This is a genomic window from Rhodopseudomonas palustris, from assembly GCF_013415845.1.
Classification (GTDB): Bacteria; Pseudomonadota; Alphaproteobacteria; order Rhizobiales; family Xanthobacteraceae; genus Rhodopseudomonas; species Rhodopseudomonas palustris_F.
In genome coordinates, this window is the sequence record NZ_CP058907.1 from 3655693 (window position 1) to 3680899 (window position 25207).

At 62.2% G+C, this 25207-nt stretch carries 17 protein-coding genes; 6 read left to right on the forward strand and 11 right to left on the reverse strand.

Going from position 1 to position 25207, the window contains the following annotated elements:
- Positions 1 to 224: 224 nt before the first annotated feature.
- Both HZF03_RS16715 and HZF03_RS16720 read right to left on the reverse strand, forming a co-directional pair.
- The gene (locus HZF03_RS16715; protein ID WP_119019994.1) at positions 225 to 1997 is read right to left on the reverse strand and encodes a DUF4407 domain-containing protein; all 1773 of its coding nucleotides are present in this window, start codon (positions 1995 to 1997) and stop codon (positions 225 to 227) included.
- Positions 1998 to 2344: 347 nt separating this feature from the next.
- Complete coding sequence (locus HZF03_RS16720; RefSeq protein ID WP_119019993.1) at positions 2345 to 3214, reverse strand: TIGR04325 family methyltransferase; 870 nt, start codon at positions 3212 to 3214, stop codon at positions 2345 to 2347.
- An 821-nt stretch (positions 3215 to 4035) separates the two neighbouring features.
- On the opposite strand from HZF03_RS16720, the gene HZF03_RS16725 reads away from it, so the two are divergent.
- Positions 4036 to 4518, forward strand: coding sequence for a hypothetical protein (locus HZF03_RS16725; protein ID WP_011158867.1), 483 nt, complete (start codon positions 4036 to 4038; stop codon positions 4516 to 4518).
- Positions 4519 to 4909: 391 nt separating this feature from the next.
- The gene (locus HZF03_RS16730; RefSeq protein ID WP_119019992.1) at positions 4910 to 5395 is read left to right on the forward strand and encodes a DUF6941 family protein; all 486 of its coding nucleotides are present in this window, start codon (positions 4910 to 4912) and stop codon (positions 5393 to 5395) included.
- Between the two features lie 607 nt (positions 5396 to 6002).
- Here HZF03_RS16730 and HZF03_RS16735 read toward each other — a convergent pair.
- Positions 6003 to 6419, reverse strand: a complete 417-nt coding sequence (locus tag HZF03_RS16735) for a helix-turn-helix domain-containing protein (protein ID WP_011158870.1) — start codon at positions 6417 to 6419, stop codon at positions 6003 to 6005.
- A 377-nt stretch (positions 6420 to 6796) separates the two neighbouring features.
- Complete coding sequence (locus HZF03_RS16740; RefSeq protein WP_119019563.1) at positions 6797 to 8560, reverse strand: beta strand repeat-containing protein; 1764 nt, start codon at positions 8558 to 8560, stop codon at positions 6797 to 6799.
- A gap of 558 nt (positions 8561 to 9118) precedes the next feature.
- On the opposite strand from HZF03_RS16740, the gene csgH reads away from it, so the two are divergent.
- Genes csgH through HZF03_RS16760 form a run of 4 tightly spaced genes read left to right on the forward strand, consistent with a single transcriptional unit; the run spans position 9119 to position 11266 of the window.
- Positions 9119 to 9502, forward strand: coding sequence for a curli-like amyloid fiber formation chaperone CsgH (gene csgH, locus HZF03_RS16745; RefSeq protein WP_012496710.1), 384 nt, complete (start codon positions 9119 to 9121; stop codon positions 9500 to 9502).
- Positions 9487 to 10017, forward strand: coding sequence for a hypothetical protein (locus HZF03_RS16750; protein ID WP_119019562.1), 531 nt, complete (start codon positions 9487 to 9489; stop codon positions 10015 to 10017). The genes csgH and HZF03_RS16750 overlap by 16 nt, the downstream gene beginning before the upstream one ends.
- Before the next feature lie 32 nt (positions 10018 to 10049).
- Positions 10050 to 10334, forward strand: a complete 285-nt coding sequence (locus HZF03_RS16755; protein ID WP_011158874.1) for a curli assembly protein CsgF — start codon at positions 10050 to 10052, stop codon at positions 10332 to 10334.
- Between the two features lie 56 nt (positions 10335 to 10390).
- Positions 10391 to 11266: a CsgG/HfaB family protein gene (locus HZF03_RS16760; RefSeq protein WP_011158875.1), complete on the forward strand. Its 876-nt coding sequence runs from the start codon at positions 10391 to 10393 to the stop codon at positions 11264 to 11266.
- A 252-nt stretch (positions 11267 to 11518) separates the two neighbouring features.
- On the opposite strand, the gene HZF03_RS16765 is transcribed toward HZF03_RS16760, so the two are convergent.
- From HZF03_RS16765 to HZF03_RS16795, 7 genes are all read right to left on the reverse strand, one after another.
- Positions 11519 to 11908 carry a hypothetical protein gene (locus tag HZF03_RS16765; RefSeq protein WP_012496712.1) on the reverse strand — a complete coding sequence of 130 codons (390 nt, stop codon included), beginning with the start codon at positions 11906 to 11908 and terminating at the stop codon, positions 11519 to 11521.
- A 134-nt stretch (positions 11909 to 12042) separates the two neighbouring features.
- Positions 12043 to 12384 (reverse strand): curlin repeat-containing protein, encoded by a 342-nt coding sequence (locus HZF03_RS16770; protein ID WP_012496713.1) that lies wholly within the window; start codon positions 12382 to 12384, stop codon positions 12043 to 12045.
- 174 nt (positions 12385 to 12558) lie between these two features.
- Complete coding sequence (locus tag HZF03_RS16775; RefSeq protein ID WP_012496714.1) at positions 12559 to 12744, reverse strand: hypothetical protein; 186 nt, start codon at positions 12742 to 12744, stop codon at positions 12559 to 12561.
- A gap of 204 nt (positions 12745 to 12948) precedes the next feature.
- Positions 12949 to 13656, reverse strand: coding sequence for a 4'-phosphopantetheinyl transferase family protein (locus tag HZF03_RS16780; protein WP_119019561.1), 708 nt, complete (start codon positions 13654 to 13656; stop codon positions 12949 to 12951).
- Between the two features lie 15 nt (positions 13657 to 13671).
- Complete coding sequence (locus tag HZF03_RS16785) at positions 13672 to 14700, reverse strand: alpha/beta hydrolase (RefSeq protein ID WP_234832315.1); 1029 nt, start codon at positions 14698 to 14700, stop codon at positions 13672 to 13674.
- 141 nt (positions 14701 to 14841) lie between these two features.
- Complete coding sequence (locus HZF03_RS16790) at positions 14842 to 17151, reverse strand: condensation domain-containing protein (RefSeq protein WP_119019559.1); 2310 nt, start codon at positions 17149 to 17151, stop codon at positions 14842 to 14844.
- Positions 17148 to 25196, reverse strand: a complete 8049-nt coding sequence (locus tag HZF03_RS16795) for a hybrid non-ribosomal peptide synthetase/type I polyketide synthase (RefSeq protein WP_119019558.1) — start codon at positions 25194 to 25196, stop codon at positions 17148 to 17150. Before HZF03_RS16795 ends, HZF03_RS16790 begins: the two co-directional genes overlap by 4 nt.
- Positions 25197 to 25207 lie beyond the last annotated feature (11 nt).

The following is a 25207-nucleotide window of genomic DNA, read 5'->3' on the forward strand; positions in this document are numbered from 1 at the left end:
AACTCTGATTACGATCTCTTTGTGGTTGCAACGAATTGTCGAGTCAACACGCCTCCCCCGGGACGGCCGCCCCCTTCCACTTGCAGCCTCACCGCCGCAGGGGCCAGGAACGCCACAAGCCTCTATCCCACGTCTCTTGGCGAGATCGCACCACGCTCAACCCGAAGATGCGACCTCGACCAGATCGAGAGACTCGGCCAGTGGCGTAACTATCATGATCGCTGTCAGGCGCGACGCGGCGCCACGAGCTCGGTCTCTGCCGGGGCGTGCGAGCCGGGACCGACGTCACGCATGCCTCCGCCATTGTACACCACCACCAAGCGCTCGCCCTCCTCGGGCTGGCTGGCGGGGACGGCTTCCTCCACCACTGGCTCCCTGTGCACCGGAGCCACAGGCTCAGCCGAAACCTCATCGGCAAGCCGAGCCTCGACCTTGTCGCTGCTCTCTGCGGGCACCGGGATCGTCGCGATGATCGCCTGGTCATTGGTGGGCGCCGGATACGCTTCCTTCGCCTTCCGTAACGGCAGTCCCCATCGCCGTCTTGCCGTGGGATTCGATGGAGCTCGGGCCGCTTCAGGCGGCTCGAACCTCGGGAATATCGGAGTCACCCGATCGTCCGCATGAGCTGGCTCGACCGGTGCGACAGCTTCCGGGATCACCCGCTCGCGCTCCGGCTCATCCTCCGCCAGCTTCCACGTCATCGACCGAGCAGCGACCCGCGCAGACTTGATCTGCGACTGGACGTTGATCGCGTACATGCTCGGCGGCGAGAAGAAGATCTTGGTGACCACCGGCACGATCTCGAGAAACACCACGAACAGCCGGATCATCCAGGAGAACAGGGTGATCGCCTGGCCTTCCTGCGGATCGCTCTTCAAGGCCTGATACGCCGTCAGCCGAACCAGCGGATCATTGCTGTCCTTCCTTTGCTGGACGAACGAGCCTTCCAGCGTGCGCTCGCGATAACGCTGAACCTTGGCCTCGCGCTGGCTTTCCAGCAGTTGCAGGTTCGCGCGCGCGGTGTCGACCTGCTTCTGGATCGCCGCGCGTTTGGCGGCGAAGTCCTGCTTCTGATCGTCGCGTTGCGCGAGGTCCGCCGCCATCCGTGCCGCCGCGTCGTTCTTAACCCGCTCGCGTCGCGCGACGATGTCGGACAGCTCCGCCTGGCGCGACTGCAGCAGCATCTCGGCGGCTTCCTTCTGCTTCTTGGCGAGTTCATAGCGCCGCCCGGCGCCGGCCCGCCCGCTATTGGTCGGGCGCAGCTTCTCGCCGAACTGCTCCGCGCTCATATCGAGCGACTGATCCCTGATCGTCGCTTCCAGCTCTCGGACCTCGCCGCGGACGGTAGCTTCGCGTTCGGCCAGCGACTTCAACTCGCGGTCCACCTCGGGGTCCGCAGCGGTTGGGGTGTCGGAGGGAAGCGGTGCCTGCGCCAGCAACTCACGCTGATGCTGCTCGATGGCGGTCAGTTGGGCGCGGCTTTCCGCGATCTCGCGATCGAGCCCCGATGCGTATTTGTCGATCTGCTCGTAGATCGGGCGATTGCCGGCAACACGGTCGCGATCGATCTTCTGGGAAATCGCATCGGAGAACAGCGCAAGCTCGAGAAACAGAGCGATGACCCAGGCCAGCCCGAGCGAGATGGCGAGACGCGCCGTGATGCGGACGAACTGCCACACCGAGCGCCTTAGCCCCTCCCCGACCTTCTTCGACTGATCGTCGTCCAGCCAGAACGCGCCTTGCACGAACCAGTCCGACTGAAACAGCGCGCGGTCGAACATCATCACGGTGAGTGCGATCACCACCGCAATCGAGGCTCGCAGCGGGGTCGAGCCGACGATATAGCCGAGCGCGTAGTAGGAGACGCCGAACACCACCAGGAACGACAGGCAGAGCGAAAAACCAATCTGCATCGCCCAGATACGGTCAGTCGGCGGGCAGCGGGCGATCAGCTCCCGGTCGACGCCGGCAATGAAATAAAGCAATCGTTGGAGCATGGCTCACCCCTCTATGAACCAGATGCGGGCCGTTCACCGCCCACGCCCGGAGCGAGGATCGAACACCTTTTGGAGGCGACGGGCAACAAACTGATTAGTCAACGGTTAACCGATCCGGGAAAAAGCTGGTAAAAGAACACTTCGCTCGCAGGCCGAGCGGTATCATCAGTTATTTCGACGAGGTGCGTTGACATATATGTCAACGTAACCACGGCCCCGACTAATTATTCAGAACAGATGCATGCTACGTCGAATCGTTCGACGGTCACCAAGACGTCACGGACGTCGCACGCGATACGCGATCAACGATCGAGGTCCAGCGGACCCAGGCCGGCAGACACGGCGAATTATCGGGAAGCTGCCGTTTGCCGGCGGTCGGCGTCGAGCACGAAGAACAGACCCCAGTACGTATCATTCAGGTCCGGCCGCAGCGGCACGCGGCTTGCGCGCTCGTGCACCGGCCATTTCGCCACGAACCGATATCCAATGGCTTCCATGCCTGCGATCGTGCCCGCCAGGCTGTGGAGCTTGCAGGCATGCACATAGCCGTCGCCCACTTGCGTGGTCACGATCGGATCCGTCTGAGAGAATGGCGTCCGGTTGACGACCACAAGGCGCGGCAATTCGGGAAGCCGGCCTAGGATCACCGCAAGCTCGTCTTCGAAATAATGCAGCGCCCCGGAGACGATAAACAGATCGACCCCGGAGGCATCTTCCATCCGCCGCGAAAACCCGACCCGCTGTTCGTTGCGTGATTTGGCGAACTGCAGCACGATTTCTTCCTTGTCGGGCAGATCGTGCACCATCCAGCGCAGCGTCGCAGGCAGCCGCAACTCGCGGTCGTAGGGATAGAACAGATTCCCGATCCCCCCGCCGAGATCGAACACCGTCGACAGGCCAGGCGCGTAGCCGGACAAATAGAACAAGACCGGATAATCGCTCTCTCGGGTGACGTCCGCGAACTGCTTGAGCTGGCTCACCACATCGGAGTGCTCGTGACCGGCCGGAATGAACCGCCGGATATACCTGGTCGCCGTGTCGATGTCTGGAAACGGCTGATAAACGCACAATAGCGCTCGCAACCAGCGCTCGATTCCGGGGCGGCTCGCCGCGGCGCGAATGAGCTGCGGGCCGTAGGGCAGTTTCGCCAGCGCCCGTAGGCCGATCGCCGCCGACGAGCCGATCGCGACACGCAATTTGTTGAGCCCCGGGACCATGCTGCCCTTCCAAGCTATTGCCTGCTGACCTGTCTATCAGACTGTTCGGCGATGTCCGAACTGATACCGACTTCGGCCCTCGCTCACAAATGGCGGCAGGTCGTCCACCGCCTCCAGATCGGCAGCGCGCTCATGATCGATCTCATCACAAGTGAGGCGCGATCGACCAAGCGAGTCGTCGCGATTGCCGCGCCCGACGCCCGCTGCAGGTCGACGCATCCGCCGAGGTGTACGGCTCCGTCGGCGTCCCTCCTCGGGTCGTTCAGGCTTACCCCGCAAGCCAAAGGACAGACCAGACGCCCGCTTCAGCAACGGGTTCGATGAGCCGTTTGTCTGATGCCCGACGGGCAATCATGCCAGCCGTCAAACCATGATGAGATGCGGAGACTCTTAGCCAATCCCGAAGGTATTTATTAACGTTATGCCTTTTCCAATGTGGATCGCGGCGCGCGCGCCCTGCCCTTGGCCGGGTTAACCTCGCACAATGATCTCGACGCCCAGCGAGCCATCCGGGGGGCTGGAAATCAGGGGGGAACGACCGGCAAACGCTCGCCGTGAATGAGGCGCAGAAAGCACTCACACAACCACCAGCTGCAGCCTATCTTGAGCAATCGCTGGGCTGTTGGGCAATGCGCATCGATCGACGGGGCGCTGGACGAAAGCGAAAATGGCAAAATTCGGCCACGACGTGACCGAATTTGCACGGGAATCTGGTCAGACTGCCGGTGGGGACTCCGGCAGCTCGGTAGAAGCCTGCGGGGCAGTCTGGCGGGCACTACGGAGCGACAGAGTCTGATCGTAAGGGGAGCGCGCGGGGACACGTGACGATCGAGGATCTGCTGCGGCAAGGGGCGATACGACGGATCGAGGTGGATCTCGGAGCAGGCGCGCAGCCGGCCCGGCTGCTGTATGGCACCCCAAATTTCATCGAATGGCTTGAGAACTTGCTGGGGGGGGCGGAGCCTGACCAACGGCTCGGCGAAGCGACCCCCGCCGAACAAGTCGATGCGCTGTTCTACGCCTATATTTCCGGACGGCCTTTGGTTTATGTCCGTCAATTCAGGATGATACGCGTCGAGCAAAGCGCCGTATGGGAATTGAAAACTCCCGACGTGCGCATCTTCGGTTGGTTCCTACGCAAGGATTGTTTCGTCGCCGTTTTCGGCGATTGGACCGACCACGTAAAAGATCACAATTTATATAAAGGTTACCGCACATCAGTCCGCCGAATTCGACGAGAATTGGGTATAGGTGCTACCCTGTGTGTCACAGGGAGTTCACCCGATGACGTCATTTCAATGTGAAGATGGCGGCTATTCAACAGTCACTACGCGCTTTGCTACCTCATTAAGCGTTGCTGTTTCCGGGGCCTCGCCGGCGCGCGAACACCTCGTGGCGGTGCCGTCCGCGCAATTAGCTGGCCGGCTCGGCGGGGCTGAGCTGTCGCTATCCGATCCCGCAAAGTGCGCAGCGCGGAAATTAACTTTGTCGGGTCCGGATCGGTCTCGAACCGCAGTGATGGATGTCCGTTGGGACCGATCCAACGCCGCGCATCGACGATCTTTCGATCGGGATGTCCGAACGACACGCGCTAGAATGCTCGATCGCGCCGTGCGCGCCGACTGAGATAACTGGCTCAGGCCGGCCTTTTGGCCCGAATGCTTTTCTGACACCCTTTTATTCAAGCGAGCTCAAATGGAACGATATGGATATTGCATCTTCTGCGACGATATTCGTACCGAGGCAGGCGGAAAACTCAGCTTTATCGGGTGCTACAACTCGGCGATGTTCGTGACGAACGAGTTCCCGCTGTCGCTGCCCAAGCTGTGTGTGCACTTCAACGTCTTCTCGCCCGCCGATCAGCCGTACAAATCTCTGCGGGTCCGATGCTATCTGCCGGGCGAAGATAAGCCGATCGCCGAGGAGACCATCGAAGTGCCTGCGCTGCAGGACCAGATCAATCTTCTGACGAGCCTGCCGAAAGACCAGCCGATGATGCCCTACATCGTGGTTGCGGCAAGCCTGATCTTTTCACCTTGCGAAATCAAATCGCCGGGCATGATCCACGTGCGCGCCGTCATCAACGACAGTCCGACCGAACTTCATCTCGGATCGCTCGCCGTCTCGTCGCAAGCAACGCCTCAAGTCGCCCTGGAACATGGGCCAGCGGCCATTAACTGAGATCTACCGTCGATCGCTGGCGCGATCGACGACTTTGCCGAGGGGCGAGCGAGCCGTGAGCAGAGACTCCGGCGCAGACCTCAGCCGCAGCCGGTCGGACCTGGCAGCCGCCCTCCCCGTTCGCGCCCGACTTCACTTATGAACATCCGAACGTGGACCGCGCGCATCTCGCGCTCACCCATCAATTCCAGAGCTGTTCTGTTACGAGATCGGGATGGCGAGGACTTCGTCCCCTTGAGACGGGCCGAGTCCGCTTCAAGCAATCGATGAAGCGCTCAAGCTGCGATGCTTGCCTCGATTTTCATATCGAGGTGCATTCGATTGGAACTGGCGCGCTAGAATGTCCGAGCAACTCACCGCGGACACCGAGCTGGGCCCTATTTGTCATCTTCAGAAACACGAAACCGCGCAGCGATCTCCGGCACGGTCGACATGCGAGAGACCAAACAAGGCTTGCGGCACAGCGGCCGCTCACCATCCGTTGCTTCGCCAAAGATCAATGAGCTGATTGGGCGACACCGCAGCCCGCCACAATCCGATTGTCGCGCGGTCGGGTCGGTCAGGAACTCCTGACCATGACGCGGCGTCGGGGAAGGCCACGACGACCCTACTCCGCGGCGCCCGAGAAGCTCTGGAAATTCGAGTTGCGCGCGCGCTGGTCCGGCATGAGGTCGTTTTTCACCGAGCGGATATTAACGACTTTTATCTGGCCGTAGCTGAGCGTCGAGGTGGTCACTGGCTCGTTTTGTCCGGGATGGCGCTCGGGCTGGCGAAGCTCGAACGACAGCTCCATGTCCATGGCCCAGGCCAGATCAGCAAGGCTGCGTAAGGTGAGATTGCTTTCGCCGGAGAGCTGGCGATTGATCACGGAACGATTGACCCCGAGGCGTTTGGCGAGTGCCTGTTGGGTCAGGCCGTCCCTCTTCTTCTCTGAAAGCACCTTAAGCAATTCGTCTCGTACGCGGGCAATAAATCGTCCTGCCTTCTGCGCACGACCGCCGATATCAAAATGATAAGACGTCACTGCGGAACCTCCTACCCAGCCGCGATCCTCAATACAACGTGGCGCCGTCCTATCACTTGCAAGTAGTGTTCATTGTGCACCAAAGCGGACAGGTTGACAGCCCTTTTTTGTCGGCTTGCTGAATGAATACAGGCGGAGTGTTGCCAAATATCCATCCCACCAAGCAGCGGGACCCCAGGCCCTAAGATTTAGTATGCTTTGGCAGCACAACGGTTCAACGGAACTAGATACCGGACCGGTCATTTAAGGAATTCGTGCGCCCCAAAGGCCACTTCCTGAGCGAAACCTTCAGAATATTGCCGATGGCAGGTGCGGCCGCGGTATTCGGCCGCCCGAAAAAAGACGGCGGGACCGAGGTCCCGCCGTCCGAAGGCATCTTAGTGCTGCGAGGTGAACGCGACGTTGTGCGAGCCGAACTGCGCCGTCACCGACGTGTTGGTCACGGTCGCGCTGTTCTGGGCGGTCACGGCGTAGTTGCCGGTGCCGACCTGGACGGTCGCCTGCGTGTTCAGCGCGCCGATCATCGGCTGCAAGCCGGTGCTCTGGGCGGCGACCGCGGTATTGCTGTTGCCGAACTGGGCGATCAGCGATCCGTTGAGGCCGGCGTTGAGCGGATTGGCGACCTGGTTGGTGAAGGCACGGTTCTTCGAGCCGGCCTGGATGGTCGCCGCGGCGTTGACCGTGCCGGACACCGGGGCGTTCTTCTGCAGGGTGACGGCGTTGTTGCGGTCACCGAGCTGGATGGTCGCCTGGCCGTTCAGGCCGTTCTGCTGGCTGACCAGCGCGCCGTTCTTCTCGCCGAACTGCGCGACGAGCGAGTCGTTCGACACCGGCAGAGCGCTGACGCCGTCCTGCAGGGTGATCGCAGCGTTCTTCTTACCGACCTGGACGGTCGCGGCGTTGTTATTTACACCCTTCAGAGCGACCGCCTGGGGAAGTTCAGCGGTCCCGGTGACAGTGCCGTAAACCGTCTTGGTCGGGTCAGGCAGGCCATGCCAGACGCCGAACCCCACCGGCACATCGACACTCTTCGAAAGGGCGACACCAGTACGAGCCCCTTCCGAATTCTGCACCGTCAGGGCGGAGTTGCCCTTACCGACCTGCAGGGTGCTCGCAGCATTCACGCCGCCGTAAACCGCCGGGGCAGTGTACGGGAAGGCAACCGGGCCGTAGTTGGTCGTTCCGGGCTGATTGACCTGGTAGTAGGGGAACGACGACTTGGGCGTCGTATACTTCTCGGTGGTCTTGATGCTGCCGCTGAGCGAGCCGTCGTTCGCCGCGAAGCTCGGCGAGCCCTTGCTGCTCTGCAGAGTCACCGCCTTGTTGCCGATGCCGATCTGCGTGGTTAGCGCCGAGTTGGTGGCGCCCTGGGCGTTGGTGGTCTGGCCGGTCGCCGACAGGTTGCCGTAGCCGAACTGCAGCGTGCCCTGATCGTTGCCGCCGCCGGCCTGACCGGCGAACGACCGGTTGAAGTTGCCGAACTGCAGGGTCGACGACTCGTTGGTGCGGCCGAGGGTGGCAACGCCGGTCTGGCTGGTGGCGGCGAAGTTGCCGACGCCCACGCTCAGAGTGGTCTGGTTGTTGTTGCCGCCGGTCTGGCCGACCAGCGCGCTGTTGAAGGCGCCGAGCTGGGTGGTCGAGGAGGTGTTCTTGTTGGTGCCGGCGTTATCCTGCGAGGTCGCCGCGAAATTGCTACCGCCGACCTGCAGCGTGGTCTGCTTGTTGTTGCCGTCCTTCTGATTGACGATCGAGCCGTTGAACGCGCCGAACTGGGCGGTCGTCGAGTCGTTCGGGGTGGCAGCGCTCTGGCGGCCCTTCTGCGAGGTGACGGCGAAGTTGCGCACGCCGCCCTGCACGGTGCCCTGCTTGTTGTTGCCACCGGTCTGCAGCGCAACGGCGCCGTTCTGCGCGCCGATCTGCAGCACGCCCGACTCGTTGGGCTTCGACGAAGCTGCGCTCTGCGCGGTCAGCGCCGAGTTGCCGCGACCGAGCTGAACGGTGCCCTGCTTGTTGTTACCACCGGTCTGTCCGGCGATCGCGTGGTTGGTCGATCCAGCCTGCACGATGAACGATTCATTGCTGGCGGCGGAAGCAAGTGACGTCGTGGCCAACAGGACGGCCAGCGTTGTCAGCATACGCATGTTTTTATTCCCTGTTATCCGAAGCGGGGTCGACGACCATCGCCGCCCTCAAAATCGATTTAACTCCAACTTAACTATTCGGACAACCGTAAACCGGTTATTTACTTTAACTGTCAACCTAACCGCGAAGCGCCACGGAACTAACAGCCCGCTAACACGTCGGTTTTTGAGGAATCGAGACACTAATGGTCGGCTGCTACCTGATGCGTTGACATACAGGTCAACACGCCGCGGAACCGCGGCCTCATCGGCGTTGACTCATATGTCAACACGGCCGGATCTCAGGCAAAAGCAGTGCAAAAAGCACCGAAAAATCGTGACTTTCTTGATTCTTTAGCCGACACAGCCATCCGGCCGATGACGAATTAATTCAAATCCATGTCCACCCTTGTGGAGGCAGTTAAATCAAGTTTAACTATCCAGGCCTCGGGCAATGAGCACCGCCCAACGAATGATTTCGTCGCCAAACCTCGACGAAAGCACGATCACTTTCGAATTCCGCGCCACGCAAGTTGATTAGTTCAAACCAGTTCACACAGACCTAGAGTCGTCATTTCGATGTTTGTCGCGTCACGACATTTCAGTCACCTCGCCCGCTGCAGTGCGGGCCTGCTGCTGATTTCGATCGGGTTGCCCGACGCCAACGCGAGCAACACGACGGGACTCGACTGCGAGATCAGAACTACGCCGGACGGCAATCTGCTGCGGATCGACGCGATCCTTCATGCGCAAAACGCCGCGGCGGGCGAATATCAACTGAACGTCTTCAAACAATCGACAAGCGGCGTGAGCCAAAGCGCCCAGAGCGGAACTTTCGAACTCACCGGCCCGGCGGACCAGGTGCTGACCAGCGTCATCGTCGATCAGTCGCCAGCAGCAAAAGCTCGGTCCGAACTAACGATAAGATCCAATCAAGGGAGCGTATCATGTGCTTCACCATGACATCGCGGTTGTACTCGATGGCGGCCGCGCTGGCCGTCGCTACCGCGGGCGCTGGACACGCGACGATCGCGCATGCAGAAACAGCCTATATTTCGCAGGCCACCGGCAACGGCGGCAGTCCCGTGATCGGATTAGCGCCCACTTCGCTCAGTAACGGAACCGCGGCGAATTTCGCTAACGGTAATCGGCAAAAGATGTCTCTGCCGGAGATGGCCGCGCCGAGAATGACTGGCGGAAACTACGCGAGCACGCTGCAAATCGGCTCGTACAACACGGTTTTCCAGGCCCAAAGCGGCTTTGGTAACGTCTCCAACGTCGGCATCATCGGCGGCAACAACAATGCGGTGGGTGTGTTGCAGGCTGGCAACAACCTTCGATCCAATCTTGTGTTACTTGGTACATCAGGAACGTCGGTCGGCGTCCTGCAGGGAAATGGTGCAGCGCCGCTGAACCTCCTCGTCGGACGATTACCGAGCGGCGCATTAGTGATCGGAGGCCTGCCGATCAGACGATGAGACGAATTGTTTGTAGCTTATAGGAGGGTAGGATGAAGTCGAAGTTTCTGCTAGCCGCTGCCGCGTTGGTGATTCTCACAGCGCCCAGCTTCGCGACCGAACAGATCTATCGGCCCGTCAGCCCGACCTTCAACGGCAATCCGCTCAACGGCAACTTCCTTCTCAGCACCGCCCAGGCTCAGGGCATGGGCGCGAAGTCCGGCAGCAACAACACACCGGATCTGTCCGGCTTGAGCTCGGCGCTCAGCAATGTCGGCAGCGGTTCGTCCGTGATCGTGATCGGTGGTACGCCGACCACAGCTTCGACCAGCCCGTAACCGAGCATCAACATTGCTTGGTCAGTATTGAGTTAGCTAAACGGGGGGCGGCGGCGATGGATAGCAGAGCCGGAGTATTGGCGTGTGTCTTGCTGGCTGTTTCCTTAGGTGGATGCGCTATCACCGGAACCGATAAGGACCCGGTGACTCCGCCGGCGACCATGGTGGCGTCGACCAAGACCGGCGTCGTCCTCGAGCAGCTTCCTCCTCCGACCAAGAAGCTCGACGTAGCCGTCTATAACTTCCCGGACCTCACCGGTCAGAACAAGTCGAACGACAACTTCGCGGAGTTCTCGCGCGCCGTCACGCAAGGCGGCAGCGCGATTCTCACCGATGTGTTGCTGACCGCCGGCGGCGGACATTGGTTCGACGTTGCGGAACGCGCCGACCTGCAGCCGCTGCTGCAGGAACGCCAGATCATTCAGAATACGCGATCGGCCCTGCAGGGCGAGAAGGCGCAGAGCCTGCCGCCGCTGCGATTCGCCGGCGTGCTGCTCGAAGGCGGCATCGTCGGATACGACACCAACGAGACCACCGGCGGCATCGGTGCGAACTACCTTGGTCTCGGCGGCAACATGCAGTATCGGCAGGACATCGTCACGGTGTCACTGCGCGCGGTGAGCGTCCAGACTGGCCGTGTTCTCGCCGCCGTCACGACCACGAAGATCATCTACTCGGTGAACGTCAGCGGCAGCGGCTTCAAGTATGTCGCGATCGACAGCTTGCTGCAGGCCGATGCGGGCTTCACCAAGAACTCTCCGACCACCCTGGCGGTGCGTGAGGGCATCCAGCTCGCCGTTTATTCGCTGATCTTCGAGGGCGTGAAGAAGGAACTTTGGAACTTCAAGGATCCGGCCGCCGGCACCGCCTTCATGCGCGAGCTCGAGCTGCAACGGAAGGCGGCTATTCCGACCGCCCCGCCTGCGATGTGATCCGGGACTGGTATCTCCCAGTCCCGACAGCGCTCATCGTTTGAAGAATTCGCCTGGGCGGGTCGAGAGCCGCTCCGCGCGGATCTGACTTGGCGAACGGCCGGCAACATCGGGCGCAGTTCACGCCGATGCTCTTCACTCGGACAGCAATCGTTCAGACGGTCTTTGCTTGGGGCGCCCCGCCCTGTTGAGCAACGACCAACTCGGCCGCAACGTCGAACAGGAAGCCGTCGGCACTCAGCCGAGGCGATCTCAGCGTGTCGGCGGCCTGGCTTGCTGGGTAGCGCTGTAGCAGGCTTGCGACGACGCGTTGCTCGGATCGCAGGACACCTGGCCATTGCTCCCGGCCGGAACGGGCGATCCACCACTCAGTTCGGGCGAGCCCTTTTTCTTCGGTGCGTCCGGCTTCAGACCGCCGGGAGGGGCTTTCGGAGCAACCAACCCGCTCTCCGGTGAGAGCTTGGGGGCTTCTCCCGCGCGGGCCGCGAGCGGCGGAAGCATGCCGTGCGGCTGCTGGACATACACCTCGTTGGCGACCAGGAAGGTTCCGGCCTGGCCGGCCGCGGGCGACTTGACCGCGCCACTCTCCCAAACGAGACCACCGACGCTCATCACCGCCAATAGCATTGCCGGATAGGACATCTGCTGCTCCCTCGCGATGGGAGATCGTCCGTCCCCCGGACGATTCTCTCGATCCCGTCATTAGCATTGCCGGCCGCAAATGGCGAAGGCTTCGACCGGCGATACGCCTCAACAGGATCGCTTCGCCGCCTCGACTACCGGCGCTGACTGACGATGGCGCTGTTCTGGGATCCCTGCTGGATGATGTAGGAGGAATTCCCACCGCCCACCTGCGCCAGAAGCGCCGAGTTCAGAGTACCAGACTGAGCGACCATCGATACGTTGGCCGTGCCGGGATCAGGCATCTTAGCAGCAGCCTTCATCAAGCGCGCGGCGCTTTCGATCGTCACCGGCACAGCGGTGGTTCGAGCGGATCCGGTCGGCGCCTGCTGCGCCTTGCCGCCGACGGGCTGGCTCACATAGGCCTCGCTGGCCCAAGCTGGCTGATAGGCGGCGATGAAAACGGTGGCGACTGTCAGTATCCGGATGGTCCGCATCGTTGCTCCCCCTCGATTCTCTCAGTATCGGAGGTGGTTCCTTTCGAAATCGTAAGAGGCCAGCCCCGCCCGCTTGGGGAGCGACTCAGCCGTCGACGTCGATGATGGCATGCCCGTGCGCGCACGCTCATGACTTGAAAGCGCTGCTCGGAGCCAGGAATCACATGGCGGGGATCAGGCGAAGATCAGCCAGCCGATACCGGCCCACAGTCCAGAGCTGATGAAGATCGCGGCCACCCAGGGCCAAGGAGAGGAATACTGGAGTTCGGCCAGCGGGCCCGATGACGGGCCGGCTTCGTCGTCCGTATTTCCGAAGGCCGATTCGGGAACTTCGGAGAATGAAATTCCAGAGCCCTTCATTGCCCCCTCCGCCCAATGTCGTGACAATGAGCGTCAAAGGTTAACGTGAGCTTGCAAATTGACGACGCCCCTCGGCCACTTCGCGCCAGAAGAGGACAGGTCGGAGGGATTCCGCGCCTGACTAGGCGCAACCAACGGCAAGCAGGGATCAGGAGGCCATGAGCTACCGTGCCGCCCTTGCGACGGTATGGAGGAATTTGAGGCCTAGCGTGTGGAAGCCGCACGCGACCGGAGGGTCTGCGCGAAGTGGAATCGGCGTACGCGGGGACGAGTCGGCAGAGCCACGCCTGCAACGGCAGCCGCCCTGGCATCCGAGCTCAGATCGATCAGCGCGAGCCGGCGACTCATCGGGCTGCGCACCGACACGCTCCAACTGCCGCCGTCATCCAGCGGCACCTGGAACAGCTTGGGGTCGAGCAGAAACCCCGTTCCGACAGCCTTCGCCACCGCCTCCTTGCGGGTCCATCCCCGCAGGAAAAGATCGTTGCGGACGGATTTTTCCAAGCGATGCAGGCAAGCGGCCTCGTGCTGCTCGAAGATGGTATCGATCATTTCCGAATAGTCCGCCCTGGCGTCGCGATCCTCGACGTCGACTCCGACGGTCCCGGCCTTGGAGATCGCGATCAGCCCGGTCCGCCGGCTGTGCGAGAGATTGAAATCGATCTCTGCGGCGCGCCCAGCAACGAATGGCCGGCCGTGGGCTCCGACGACGATCGGAACCGCTTCGGCAGCCATGCCGAGGAGCTCGGAAAGCCGCAGCCGCAACGCGGTATGAATCACACCGTAGCGATAGCGATCCTCAGCGTGGATGAACGCATCCGCCGCGGCGGTCTCGCGCGGATCCAGGAGTTGCCAATCCACCGCCCCGGCTTCATCGAAGCTGATCTCCCAGATCTCAACCGGTTCGCTCATGGAGCAGTGCCTGATCTAATTGGCTGAACCGGCGCCCGGCCGCGGGCCGCTCGGAATGAGCCCCTCGATCTCCGTCACCGACCTGACCTCTGCAAAAGTCGTCCTGGGCGGACCTCCACGCTGGATCAGATGCCCGACAAGAAACTGCACGAGGAGCGTGTCGATGATCGCATGCATCCGCTCCGGCGCAATACGCCTGGGGGCCCACGGCCGCCAATCGCGCCAGCGATCCTCGGTGTAGAGCTGATCGGAGAAGTCCGAATGCCTCGCGCCGTCGACCATGAACACGTCCGAGCCTGACGAGCGCGCCAGCGCCAGCAGGCAGCCGAAATCCTCCCATCCGATCTTGGTCTCGTAGTTCGGACGATACGACCATGTCCGTTCTGAAGACGGCAATGACGCATACACCGCCAGAAACGGGCGCTTCAGCCCGGCGGCTGCAGGAGTGTGGATCACCCAGCCATCGAGATCGACACCAGCCGCCAGGGCCTCATCCAACGCGAGAGCTCTCGCCGCGACGGCACCGCCGAACGAATAGCCGACCACCGCAATCCGGGAGAAATCGGCTCCTTCAAGCATTGTGGTCGGTTGTCCGCCGCGCAGCGCCGCCAGGACGCGCTGGAGCTTGTCATATCCCAACCGAGTTCGGCGCTCACTGGTGGTCGGGAAGCTTGCGTAGTCCTGCGCGGTTTGCATGCTGAACGGCGCCAACCGGACCGTCTCGTCGGCAGGGTCAATCGCGGGATCTGGCCGGTCATGGCTGATGTCGTCCATGGCGACGACGATAAAGCCCGCGCTGGCGACGGTGGAGAGCAACACATCGTTCTCGGACCGGCGCCCACCCCACGAGGGGACGTAGATCACCAGCGGCAGCCCTCGATCAGAAGCGCCCGCCTTCACCGCGTCGCGCTGCACCGGCTGGCTCGGCCTCCAGATGCGGACCGCGATCTCTGTCTCTTGTGTGGGATCAGTCAAGACGACTTCTCCGACACGCGCCTGATCAGTTGGCTTGATGACACTGGAGGCGCGACGTTCGGCCCACATCGTGCCTCCGACCAGCACAGCCGCCGCAAGCCCTGCCACGACGAGGAGAAGCACAACGGCACCTCGGCGCATCGTTCAGCCGGGCGCCTGCCGGAGACGTCCAGCGGGCACATCGAGATGCCTACTCGCCGACAACATCGCTCAACCTGCGGCGCGCTGCGCGGACCAGCGGCCCTCCCGCCGATCGATCATCCAGCTCATGTATTCGGCGATGGTGGCGACCGCGGGCTCGCGGGTCATGTCGTCGTGACCACCAGGAACGTCGAAGATCCGCAACTGCCCATTCACGACGTTGTCCCATCCCAGGCCGCGTACGAACAGCCGTCCGACACGTGATTTCGCGCTCCGGAACAGAACGACTTCGCCGTCATACGGCTTCCAGGGATACAGAGCCCTGGCGTCCAGCAAATAGTCCATCAGCCCGTGATTGAGGAAGTCTTCGTTGGTGGCTCGTGGACGTGGCGCATCACCGTCCCTGCCGATCATTCGAACCAGTGGATTGTTCCTGATGATCGAGTACTGCGACATCGCAGCCGCAATGCTCATGTCCCCGGACCTGACTTTCCGGATCCGTGCGACCAGATCGGGGATGATCCGATCGGTCAGTTGGACTCGCCTCAGGAAACGGTCGAACCGGCTCATCGATTCCACGTAGCCGGGCGCGACCGTGTCGAGCAGAAAGATCACCGACGCTTCGCCATTGAGGCTCTTCAGTTGCTGCGCAACTTCGAGCGCGACGTTGCCCATCAGGCACAGGCTGATCAAATAGTACGGACCGACGGGATCGTGCGCCCGGATCTGCCGAACCGCATCCGCCGCGATCCTGCAAATGCTGTCCTGATCGAGCGGCGGCAACTCAGCGTCGTCGGCCCATTGCAAGTCGATGAAGGGACGCCCCGCCGCCACCCGCTGCACCAGCGGGTAGTACAAGGACCTGTTGCTCAACGCGAAGATCGGCGGCAGCTTGCCTTCGGACTGCAGGACGCACGGCTGAAAATACGGGCGCGTGGGACGCCGGTTCGGCAGCCTGCGTTCGAGCGAGAGGGCAAGAGGAGCAACGACATCACCGGTCGGCTGATCCGCCTTCGAGGCCGGATTCGCGTTCCCCAGGTCGCTCTCGATCGGAGCGACCTGAGCCTCCAACTCCTCCGACCACGCTTTCAGCAGCGCATCGGCAGCGGCGGCAACATGATGATCGGTGTTGTACTCGCAGGAGATCCGCCACCCCTCTTGCCGCTCCACCAAGAAGAAACTGAATTCATAGAGGCAGCCCGTCGTCGCCGACGGCAGCGACACCAGTTGGAAGTCGCCGTGCCGGATCACGCCGGCCTGGCCGGTCTCGACATTGCCGGCGGCAAAGTTGATGGCGTAGCCGAGCGGCAGATCTTTCCGATCCGACAGTTCGATACCGGCGGCGATCTCGGCGAAAGGCAGCGCCTTGTTCGCCAGTGCCTGCGAGACCTCGTCCCTGATGCGGCGCGCGTGCGTGAGCGGATCGCTCCCCGCCTCGATCCCGAGCCTCAGGACCACAGTGTTGACCACGGGGCCGACCAGATCGAACAGCAACGGATCGTCGCGGTTGGCGACCTGCGTTCCGATGACGATCTCGTCCGCCTCCAGCTTGCGGCCCAGCGCCCGCGTCAAGGCCGCACAGGTCAGCCCGTACATCGTGAAGCCTTCCTGCTGCGCCAGCGATTGCAGCGCATCCGTCAAAAGCCTCGGAAGAACACGGCTCCTAATCTCGCCGTTGCGGCCGGCATCGAGCACGCGCTGCCTGCTGGGTTTGATATCGAGTGGACACACCCCCGACAACTTGCGACGCCAGTATTGTCGCTCATCGGCCAGTCCGTCACTCGCCAGCAACGCCGACTGCCACTGCGCATAGTCCACGTACTGAAGGCTCAACTCGCGGCAATCTGGCCTTTGACCGCGCTCCAGTGCATCGACCACTTGGGCAAATTCGTGCGCGATCAGTCCGACCGACCAGAGATCTGCGATGGCGTGATGGATCGTTAGCAGCAGGATCGCATCGTTCGGCGAGCGCCGAAGCACGGTCGTTCGCCAGGGCGGCGCGACCAAAGGATCGAACGCCGCCCTCGCCTCCAATGACGCAAGCCGCTCCGCCTCCGCCTGGTAGCGCTCGCTCGATAGCTGCGACAGATCGATCAGCGACAGTCTCGGCGGAGTTTCGACGACAATCTGTGAGTAGCCGTCGGCCGAGCGTTCAAATCTCGTCCGGAGCGCCTCGTGTCGCCCGGCGAGAAAGTCCAGCGCCTTCTGGATCGTCTGGTCGCGCACCGCTCCCTTCATCTGCCAGCGCATCGCGACATTGGCCAGCGAAGAGGTTGGATTGTGTCTCTGCAGTTCGAGAAACCGCTCTTGAATGCTGGTACAGCGGACCGGTTCAATCTCCGGCTCTTGCCCGACGGCGGAAGGGACCTGTGTCTTCATGTTGTCCTCGCGCGGCTCGAGGGACGCCGAAACTCGGCGAGCGATGGTGTCTTCTTGTCGGACGTCTGCGCTCTTGCCGCGACGGAAGCTCGCCGCGCCAAATCGCCCATGCTTGGATTGGTCATCAGATCTTGTGCCCGGATCGGCAGCTGCGCTTCGGAAAACCGCGCAGCCATCCGGAAAACGTGCAGACTGGTCGCACCGAGCGCGAAAACCCGGTCGTCCGGCTTGATCCCGGTTCGGTTCAACGCCGCCTCGACGATGGCGATGACCTTGGTCAGCACGTCCGGCGCCGGCTCGTCGCGCAGCTCCGCCTTCTCGATGAAGTTGACGACAATCGACGGACTGACGATCGTCGCAGACAGCGCCTTTCGGTCCAATTTGCCGTTCGCAGTCTTCGGCAATTCGGCAACCGCGACGAAGCGGTTGGGAACCATGTAGTGAGGCAGGCTGAACTGCGCCGTCTGCTGCAGGCTGTCGATGCTCACCGTCATGCCCGGCTTCGCCACGAAGGCAGCAACCAGCGCGGCGTCGGCAGTGCCGGCATTCTCGACCATGACGGCGGCATCCACGATCTCTGGACAGGTCCGCAGCACGGACTCGATCTCTTCCAACTCGATGCGGAAGCCGCGGATCTTCACCTGCTGGTCGCGTCGGCCGAGCAGTTGAATGCCGCCGTCCGACAGTCGCACGGCCAGATCGCCGGTTCGATACAGACGCACCGTTTTGCCATCCTGCAACGAGATCACAGGAAACGCTGCGGCTGTCAGATCGGGCCGGTTGACGTAGCCTTTTGCTAGACCAAGTCCGCCAATACACAGCTCCCCGGGCGTGCCGACCGGCGCCTGCGTTCCATCGTCGGACAGGATGTAGAGATCGGTATGAGCCACCGGCTCGCCGATCACGATCGGGCGGCTGGCATCGACGATCCGCCCGCAGGCCGACCAGATCGTGGTCTCGGTCGGCCCATACATGTTCCACAGCTCGAAGCCTGCAGCGATCAGCTTCTCGGCGACGTCGCGCGGCAGCGCCTCCCCGCCGCTCAATGCCCGAAGCGGACGCGATGGCTGCAAACCAGCTTCGAGAAGCACGCGCCAAAGCGTCGGTGTGGCCTGAACAATCGTCGCAGAGCTGGTCTCGATCAGCCGAACGATGCTGTCGGGCTCAAGCAACCTGTCCTTGCCGCAGATCACGGTTCGTCCGCCGCAATACAGCGGCAGCAGCAGCTCGAGCACCGCGATGTCGAACGACACCGTGGTCACTGCGACGATCCGATCATCGGCACCGAAGCCAGGCCGGACTGCCATCGAGCCGAGGAAGTTGGCGAGTGCGCGGTGACTGATCTCGACGCCCTTCGGTGTCCCGGTCGAGCCGGACGTGAAGATCACATAGGCGGTCGAGTCCAGCACCTCTTGCGGTGGCGCCGGTTCGGGACGAGCGGACGATGCGGCATCGATCTGTGCAGCATCACGCTCGAGATCGATGACCGGTACACCCATTTCGGCCGCAACCGGACAGTCCGCCCCTGACGTGATGAAGACCGCAACCTCGGCGGCTTCAGCCATCTGCCGAATCCGAACCACGGGCAGCAAAGGATCGACCGGGACGTAGGCGAGACCCGCCTTCGCTACGGCGACCAATGCGACCGGCAGATCAATGCCCCGCTGAACCGCGACCGCGACCCGGGCTCCCTTGGTCGGAGCCAACGCTCTCAACCGATCCGCAATCCGATTGCTCCTGGAGTCGAGCTCGCGGTAGCGCAACACGTCGGTCTCGTACTCAACCGCAATCGCGTCAGGCGTGCGGTCGCAGTTACGCTCGATCATTTCGACCAGAGGAATATCGAAACGCGCGGCCTGCAGCGTGGTGGTTTGACCGCTTTCAAGCCCGATGACGACCGGATTCTGCAGCTTCAGTTCCTGCAGCTTGATCTCAGGCCGCTCGAGCGCTTGCGCCAAGATCTTGCGCAGCTGATCGAGCCATCGCGACACCGTCGCACGATCCAGAAGATCAGTTGCGTAATCGACCTCGATCGTGAGGTCGTCGTCGGTTTCGATCATGTTGATGAAGATGTCGAAATTGACGAAGGCCTTTGGATTTGTATCGACCCGCGTGTCGACGCCGCGGAATGTCAGCCGAGAGCCGACCCTTTCAAGGTTGAACTGGATGTCCGACAGCGGCGTCCGGTTGATACTGCGGGGTATGTCCAGATCGCGGACCAGAGATCCCAACGTGTAGTCCTGGTGATCGAAGATCTCGTTCAGTTTCTCGTCGACGTGTCTCAGATGGTCGCAGAACGAGACCGCCAACCGAGCCGTGACTGGCACCGGCAGGAAGTTGACGCAATGCCCGACCAGATCTTGCCGATCCAGCAAAGCCTGACCGCCCATCGGGACGGTCAAGACAACGCGCTCGTTGTCGCAAAGCCGCGCGAACAGAGTCTGCACCGAGGCAAACAGCACGGTGAACAGCGTTACGCCCTGGCGTTTCGCCAGCTCCCTGGCGTCACGGCAGAGGTCCTGTCCCAGCCGCTCCCGCAGGGATGCACCGAAGAAGCTCTTGACCTCCGGGCGTGGGCGGTCGAGCGGAAGCTCTGAGGCGACCGGCACATTTTCGAACTGCTTCCGCCAGAATTCGATCGTGGAAGCCGAAGGCCGCGGTCGCTCCGCAGCGTGTTCGGCGAAACTCGCGGCGGGCACCAGCGACGGCGTCTTTCCGTCACGATAAGCGTTGTAGATCTCGGCCAGGTCCCCGAGCAGGACGTTCATCGACCAGCCGTCACAGATAATGTGATGCGCGGTGAAGACCAACACGTGGACGTCAGCCCCCAGACGCAGAACGCTGGCACGAACCAACGGGCCGCTGAAAAGGTCAAACGGCGTTCTTGCATCCTTGGCAAGCCACTGCGCCAGTTCTGTATCGCCATCCTCCCCGTCGAGAGCGATGATCGGAACCTCAGGCACGAAATCAGGGTTGATCTCAAGCATTCCGGTGAAATCAACCACACGGCTCCGAAGTGCCTCGTGGCGCCGAACGACTTCTTCAACCGCCTTGATCAACAAGCTTTCGACGAGAGTCCCATTAAAGCGAATGCTGACCGACTCGTTGAACGCCATCGAGGCTGCCTCGCCCATTTGCGCCGCGAGCAGCACCTCCATCTGAGGCTCGGTCAAGGGCACCGTTTTGAATTTCTGCGGCTGCGGTTGAGCTTGATCATCACCAATAAGGCTCGACTTCCTGGTGATACCCTTGGCTTCTCCCGTGCTCAGCCCAGCGTCGGCAAAAGCCCCTATCGCCCTTTCAAACGCGCCGTCGATCGCCTGGCACTGAGCGGCCTCGTGTGCGGTGGTGAGAAAACACGGGAACCCTTCGTGGACATGAATCCCCTGCAGTCGAAGCTCGGCAAACAGCAGGCCGGCGAACCGTCCTAAAGGTGAACCATCGACAAAGAACCAGCTCGCACATGTCTCGGCCTGCGTCGGAAGTCCGTAGCTGTCGAGGTGCGAATTGATCCGATCGACAAGCTGCCCTGTGCGCTGCGCCAAGGGCGCATAGATCTCCGCCTTATTCCGTTCGATGTGCTCGAGCACGGCGCGCGCGGCGGCGAGCACCATCGGATGCCGGACAAACGTTCCGGCGAAGAATGTCGGGGCGACTTCCGGCTCGCTATCGTCGCCGTATTGCCAGAAGCCGCCATCCAGCGCGTCCATGAAATCCGCGCGGCCGGCGACCACGCCGATTGGCATTCCTCCGCCAAGCACTTTGCCATAGGTCGCCATGTCGGCCTTGATGCCGAAGACCTTTTGCATTCCACCGGGATCCACTCGGAAGCCCGTCACCACCTCGTCGAATACCAGCGCCGTCCCGCTCTTCGCGGTCAACTCTCGGAGCGACGCTACGAAGTCTCGCGGCTGCAAAGCTGGATGCCGGCTTTGAATCGGCTCGACGATGACCGCGGCGAGATCGTCAGCCATTTGCCTGACAATCTCGAGGCTGGCTGGATGGCCGTACGGCAGGACAATCATCTGTCCGACGTTCTCGGCCGGGATGCCGGACGCGATCGGAAGTGCACCGGGGACGCTGCCAGCGCGGCACGACTTGATCAGAACCTCATCGAACTGGCCGTGATAGGCGCCACTGAACACGACGACCTTCAGTCGTCCGGTCACAGCGCGCGCCACCCGGATGGCGGCCATGACAGCTTCGGAACCGGTATTGCAGAAGGCGACCCGCTCATTGCCGGTCATGGCGCTAATTCGCGCCGCAACCTCCCCGGCCAGCTCGGTCTGCGGTCCGATCGCGAATCCGTCGTCTAGTTGTGCCTGCAACGCAGCGGCGACGAATGGCGGAACATGGCCGAACATCGTCTGACCGTAGCCATTCACCAGATCAATGTACTCGTTGCCGTCGACGTCCCAGATCGACGCTCCCTTCGACCGCTTGCACACGATCGGGTAAACGATCTCCTTCCACTGCGCATTGAAGCCGCTCGCCGTCCGGGGATCGGCAAGAACTCTGCGCGACGCCTGAGCACGGGCCTTCGATCCAGGAGTGCGGTCGTTATAACGCTGGACAAGGTTCTCGATGTAGGCCCGCTGCTCCGGTGCAAGTGCGAGATCGCCATCGCCGGCGCCAGGGCGATAGATCTTGAACCGACCGCCTCCCTCCTCTCCCGTGTCCGGCATCACAAGAGCCTTGTCCGGCGAGTTGTCAGGCGAAGGCGCTTCGCCGCTGTTGGCCGGCACCGCAGTAACCGGCAACTCAGCCGCGACGCGCCCTTCTTTGCCGACTGCCGCCAGCTGAGCGGCAAAAATCCGCTCCATCGATTGCAGCTGCTCGCGAAGCAACGCCTCGACTCCCGTAGCTCCCGCCATCACCGGCACAGGCGGATCTTTCGGCAGCACAGCCTCTGCCGGCCTCTGCATCATTGCTACCTGGGGCTTCACGGCTGCTCGCTCGACCTGGGGCAATTTGTCGGCCGGTGCCGAGGTCTTCAACATCGCGGCCAGGGCGTCCAGAGAATTGAGATCTCGCATCAACTGCCGGAAGGTAATCTTCACGCCGAACGACTTGTTGACGCGCTGCGCGACCTGACCGAGCAGCAAGGAATCAAACCCGAGCGAGATGAAGGAAGTCGCCGCGTCCTGATCCGAAAGAGGTCGTCCGGAGACATCTGACAGAATAGCCGCAAGCGCCTTGATCAGCGCCTTCGAGACCTCGTCACCGGACATTTTACTCTCCATCGAAACGCTATGCAGACCATCCTGATCGCTACTCGCCTCCTGCGGAGGCTCGGTCCGAGGGAACGAGTCTCCTTGGGCAGATGCGACGGGCATGGCTATGTCGAGACTGACCGGAGCAGGACGCGCGATCCAATGGCGCGTGCGCTCGAACGGATAGCTTGGCAATCGTAGTCGGGCCGCGCCAGCGGCCGGGCGAACGTCGGATTTCAGCCTCGCACCGTGTGCCCACAGATCACCCAACGCTTGAGCGAAAGTAAGCTCTTCGTCGTTTCGCTCCACATAGTCCGGCGCAGTCGTAATGATCGCCCGAACCTTAGAAACGGATGATGAGGCCCCTGCAAACGTCGCCAGCGTTCGGCCCGGGCCGACCTCCACCAAAAGACAATCCGCCCGCTCGGATATCGTGTCGATCAGCGTGGTGAGTGCGGCGCGGAAACTGACTGGCTCGCGGCATTGGCGAGCCCAATAGGCAGGCGACGTGGCCTCCGCCGCGGTCATCCAAGTTCCGGTGACAGTCGAGATCAACCGACGCTTCGGTGGCTGGAGCGGAATCCCGGCCGCAACCTTCTCGAGTTCGACCGCCACCGGATCCATCATGGCTGAATGGAAGGCGTGGGATGTGTGCAGACGCCGATGAGGGATCTCCGCCCTCTCCAACCGGCGCTCGAGATCTTCCACAGCTTCAAAAGGACCGCTGGCGACACTGAGGCGAGGCGAATTGTCGGACGCAATCTCGACCCCGACCGGCAGATGCGCCGCTAGCTCGCTGGCAGCCAATCGCACGCTGAGCATGGCGCCAGGTGGCTGAGCCTGCATGATCCGTCCGCGATGCACCACAAGCTTCAGCGCATCCTGATAAGACATCACGCCCGCAAGCGCCGCCGCCACCAACTCGCCGAGGCTGTGGCCGATCATCGCTTTCGGCTCGATGCCGGACCGGAGCAGACGCTGTGCCAGAGCATATTCGATGAGGAAGAGCGCCGGCTGCGCCAACGTCGTCGATCGGATCGCATGGTCGTCATCGTCACGGTCGTCGAACAGCACGGCAAGGATATCGACGCCGAGGTGTTCTTTGACGATTGCGGCCCCGAGCTCGACATCGGCGCGGAATTCGCGATCGGACTCGAAGAGCCAACGTCCCATCCCAGGGTACTGAGCTCCCTGGCCGGGAAACATGAACACCGCACCGGGGCGAAGCGATGTCGGTCGGGGGTCGGAGCGGACTTCCCGCAACGACTGAACCGCTCCCTGCACGGAGTTCACCGCAACCGCCCAGCGCCGATCAAACGTTCGCCGTCCTGCGGCCAGGGTGTGGGCGAGTTCGTTCAAGCCAATGCGCTCGCCACGCTGCACTGCCGCCTCAAGATGGTCGGCGAGCCGGAGGCGCATCGCCTCCAGTGCAGTGGGAGACCGGGCAGACAGGCGGAGAACCACCGCATTCTCCACCGGCAACAAGCTCTCCGCGGCAGCCGGTGGTGACTCCTCCAGGCACAGATGAACATTGGTGCCTCCGACCCCGAAGGCGCTGACGCCGGCGCGGCGCGGCGCATCTCCGCGAGGCCACTCTTGCAATTCCGTCGCCACCCGAAATCCCCGCTTCGCGAGGTCGAGGCGTGGGTTCGGTTCGGCAAAATTCGCCTGCGGCGGAAGAACGCCGTGGTGAAGTATCAATGCGGTCTTGATCAGACCCGTCACGCCCGCCGCAGCATCCAAGTGACCGACATTGGCCTTCACCGATCCCAGGGCGCAGTTGCGGTCTTCGATCGCACCGGTGGAAGCTTCAGCGAATGCTTGCGACAGCCCCTCGATCTCGATCGGATCACCCAGAGGCGTGCCGGTGCCGTGACACTCGACGTAGCCGATGGTCTCCGCCTCAAATCCGGCCATTGCGAGCGCCGCCGCGATGCACTCCGCCTGCCCTCCGACGCTGGGGGCCGCGAATCCGACTTTGGCTGCGCCATCATTATTGATGCCGTAACCTCTGATCACGGCGTAGATCGCGTCGCGATCAGCGACGGCATCCGCCAGCCGTTTGATCGCCACCACACCCGCGCCGGAGCCGAACACGGTCCCGGCCGCGTCGACATCGAACGGCCGGCAGGTGCCATCGCGCGAGGCAATCCCGCCATCCTGATAGATGTATCCTCGCTTCTGGGGGAACGTAACCGAGACGCCACCGGCCAACGCCATGTCGCACTGCAGAGCCGCGAGACTCTCGCAGGCCTGCGCAACAGCGAGCAGCGACGTCGAACAGGCGCTCTGGACAGAAACAGCTGGTCCCTTGAGATTGAGCTTGTAGGCGACCCGCGTCGCAATGAAATCATTGAGCGTGCCGAGCAGCTCCGAATAAGAGCCCACCTGGAAGTTCGACGTGAACCGCTCCAGGGCAGCGCGGTCGGGGCACACGTGTCGCAAAAAATAGGTATTCAGTGAGGTGCCGGCAAAGACGCCCACCGCACCCTGATAACGCTCGGGGTCGTACCCCGCATCGTCCAACGCCTCGGAGCAGATCTCGAGGAAAATCCGCTGCTGCGGATCGGTCAAATCCGCTTCGCGCGGCGACATCCCGAAGTAGTCGCTATCGAACAGATCGACGTCGTCCAGAACAGGCTTGGCCGCGACAAAGTCGGGATCGGCACGCTCCTGGTCAGCGAAGGAGTCCTCCAGCTCTTCAGGCGAGAAACGCGAAACGCTCGTACGCCCCGCTTGGATGTTCTGCCAAAACTTCTGAACGTCGGGTGCGCCTGGAAAGCGACCAGAAAGTCCCACGATCGCGAAGCCGATCTCATTGCTGTCCAACATCTCGCCTCAGC